Below are 3,431 nucleotides of genomic sequence, written 5' to 3' on the forward strand. Positions count from 1 at the left end.
TTTATCGGGTGATGTTCCTGACCGGGTGTACAAGGTGATGCAGTTAGATTTTTTTTGGTCTGCGCTCATATCGCCCCTTCCTGTTTCGGCGGTGAAATTTGAGCCTTGGCTTCCTTAAATTCCCAACGGCCCCGTCCAAACCCATGCCGGGTGGCCCCGCCAATCGGCACAAAACCTAACGTCGCCAGTTTCTGTGCCGCCTTGAAGAGTTCATCCATCTCTATCAATTTGGCTTCGCTGGGCGCTTCCAAGACGACTCGGGTCTGGAAGCTCGCGCTCATCACCGCCAACCGGTTGTATAAGGCAACGCCGCAAGTACCGGCGGAGAACTCGTCCTCCGCATGGCTTTGCAACAAGGCCATGCGCCACCCTTCCTTAGGTTCAGGAAAAGCATCGCGAATCAGCAAGGCGCTGGATTTGGCCTCGGTCTGTTTACGATCTTCGTTTGGTTCTTTCACATAACCAAACAGGGTCTCGAACTCAGTATCAGTCCTGCCTTGTCGATTCAGCCACCACGCTAAACGATGCCGCAACGGTCCGCGTAGCGAGGAGCCAGGAATGTAGGGCAATGGTGGTTTTGCGCCAGTCGCGGTTACGAATCGGTCTGGTTTCCAAAGACGCGCATGATTTTCCAAACCATCCGGCCAAATCACTTGGCCTTCGGGATAGGGTGGGGTGGCGTCATAACCCGCGTGGGAGCCGATGGAGAGGGCACCCAATCCGTCGTAACCCTCCGGATCGGGATCGCCGAAGCTCAAGGTCAGGTCATAGGTGCGCCAACGCCAAGTCCCGTCAGGCCGGATGGTTTGCTGCCCAATGAAGTTCGCCAACGGTTCCGCCCGCCCGGCCGCCAGTTCAGCCGCATAGGCAAAAGGCGAGGCGGTGAAGGCATTCGGCCAAACATCAGTCTCGCTCAACGTCAGCACGCGGGGATGATCCAGCTTGAACCACCCCAGCCCCCGCGCTACTCCGCGTCCGAACCAGGCGTACCCATTGGCCCAGGCTTGCAATACATGAGCGGTAATGGCGGTGGCACGGCCTCCTTCTCCCTCGCCCAGCAAGCTTGCATCCAACTCCAGCAGAAACGGCCAGCGGGTGCCTGGCGGCAAAGTTTCCAGATCGAACAACGCGCCCTCGTCCGCCGCCGCTGTCTTGGGGTCGATCCGCACGCATTGGCGCAATTCGGCCTCGCCGAGAGAATCCAGTTCGGGATGAGTGGTATAAGTGCGCCAAGCGGAAGGCTGGCGTGTCATGACGCCGCCGAGCCTATGGGGAATGCCCCTGAACAGCTTGCGAGCCATGCTCAACAACGCGCCAGCTTGGCCCTCGCCACGCAGGGTATAGCGGCCCTTGCCGTCACGACACAGTGCCTCGTCCACCCAGCCTTCCGCCTCCTGCCCGCCGAAGCTGGCCGAGGCTTCTTGGACCAGGGTGCCGAGAAATAGATAGTGCGGCTTCATAACACCTCTCCGGTTGAACCCAAGTGCAAGCGGGCGTAACGCAACAGTTGGCGGTAAAGCTCGTCCGCTGAAATGTCCTTGTATTCCTCGCTTTCAAATGTCTTAAGCAACCATTTGGCCCAAGCTTTTATGGGACTCTTTTCTTCCGCAGTGTTGTAAATGTCGGTTAAATGATGAATCAGGGCGTTCGATCCCCCCTGCGCCACGCCTCGTAATCGCTTCCAGTGCACAAGACGGGGAATATCGGCGGGATGGTCTCTCCAAAGTTGTTCAGCGGCTTCGATTGCTCGCTCGCGTTTGGAAGCCGCGTCCCTCGGTTTGTCGTTCGAGTCCTGCCCATGCAGCACGACTTGCCACCGGATCTCTTGCGGCGGTATTTCTCGGCGGAAATCCAGTAAAAAACCGCCATACCCCTCCCAGCGCCGTTCGCCCAGCCCGGTGCCAAGCCGCGCTTGCAAAGCCTGCCGGAGTTGAGCGATTTGCCCTGGATCGCCGGTGAATCGCCAGCATGAACCCCGCCGAATCGCCAAAGCGGGGATGCGCGGCAGGCCGGTGAGGGCGTTGAAACCATGCACTTCCACGGTATCAGCCACGGCTTTGTCCACTTTCACGCCGCTGAAATCGCCTGCCAAGCCGCATAGCTCCGCCAGCGCGGCGACATCCAGGTTTTCCCGGAACGCCAGGGTTCTGTCACGGGTGATGAGGTCGGCGGTCAGCATGATTTCCAATTCACCGGATTCAGCACCCGTCTCGGAAACGCTATCCGGTGCGGGGGGAGATTGTTGCCACGCGGCGGCTTCAATCACGACCGGGGCACCGCCACGGCCAAGATTCAGGCAGCGGCCACCACCAATCCAAGGCTTGAGGCATTCGGCGGCCTTTTCGGCGGTCGCTGTGTCGGGGAAGCGGATTTCAACCAGGAACCGGGTGCGCTCCTGGACTTCTTCCTGGGTGAACAGGCCGCCGCGCTGATTGTCTTCGTGGGGCAGGGCGTTGCGCATCCGCAAGGCCATCGGCGACTCGAATAACATCCAACCCTGATCTGGGTCTCCGGGGCTCTTGCGGAACAGGAATTCACGATCACCGGGCCGCTTGGGCTTTTCGGCAGGTTGCCCATCACCAGACTCATTCGCCTCGGCGAATTTGTCGATGGGATTCACCGGCGCTGAGCCCGCGCTACGCGGTTGTGCCCACCAGGGGAATTTCCAGTGGCCGCCGCCTGGCTTGGCCCGCTGGTAGGCCAATGGAACTGGTACCACAGACCATGCCTGCCACCCATCGGGCAATGGGCGGGCAGACTCCGGTACGGGATAGGCGTTGCCCACCCGAATCCGGCGGCTCAGCCAGGTTTGCGCGGCTTCGGTCTGGCCCGCGTCCAGCAACACCTTAACGATACCCCCCAGAACTTGCTGGCCGCGCAGATAGCATTCGCCGGGCAGGATGTTGCCGGGGAAGCCGGTCAGGGGCAGGCAAACGGGGTCTTCGGCGTGGAGCAAAAGGCGCAGACGTGGCACTTCGCCGAGCGGCATGCCTTCGATTTGGCCGGGTTTCGGCATATCGGCTTTCCATTCGGTCACGGTGATGACCCCGTCGCCGCGTCGCCGCCGGGCACCGAGCGCGTCAGCGCGGGTGACTGCTTGAAGCAAGGCGGGTTCCAAGCCCTCGGGGAGCCAAGCGGTGGCAGCGAAGCGGGTGCCAGCGGCGACGAATTGCCGGGTGCGAAGCGTGTCTTCTTCGGGGGCGCGGTTATTTTCCCGAAACGATGTCGAGGACCAGCAAAGCTCCCGGGGATTGCTGACGGCATAAAACGAAGTCAGGCTTAATTGGCCGGTAGCCTCCCGACTGGCACCGAACAGGGCCGCCCTGAGCGCCGTATCTTGCAGCGCGTCTTTCCAGACGCCCCGCACATGGCTGGCCCGCAACACCGGGACTCCATTACGGTCACGGGCCAGCAGCGCGTCGATATCACCC

The 3,431-nt window shown here is 61.0% G+C and carries 2 protein-coding genes; both read right to left on the reverse strand.

The genetic code is table 11. From position 1 onward, the window contains the following. Positions 1-65 precede the first annotated feature (65 nt). Positions 66-1,460: an RAMP superfamily CRISPR-associated protein gene (locus ACXWUF_RS20690; RefSeq protein ID WP_458496449.1), complete on the reverse strand. Its 1,395-nt coding sequence runs from the start codon at positions 1,458-1,460 to the stop codon at positions 66-68. Further along, positions 1,457-3,431, reverse strand: a 1,975-nt coding sequence (locus tag ACXWUF_RS20695; protein WP_458496450.1) for a hypothetical protein, incomplete at its 5' end; no start/stop codon positions are given. The genes ACXWUF_RS20695 and ACXWUF_RS20690, both read right to left, overlap by 4 nt.

The organism is Methylomagnum sp. (genome assembly GCF_054333355.1).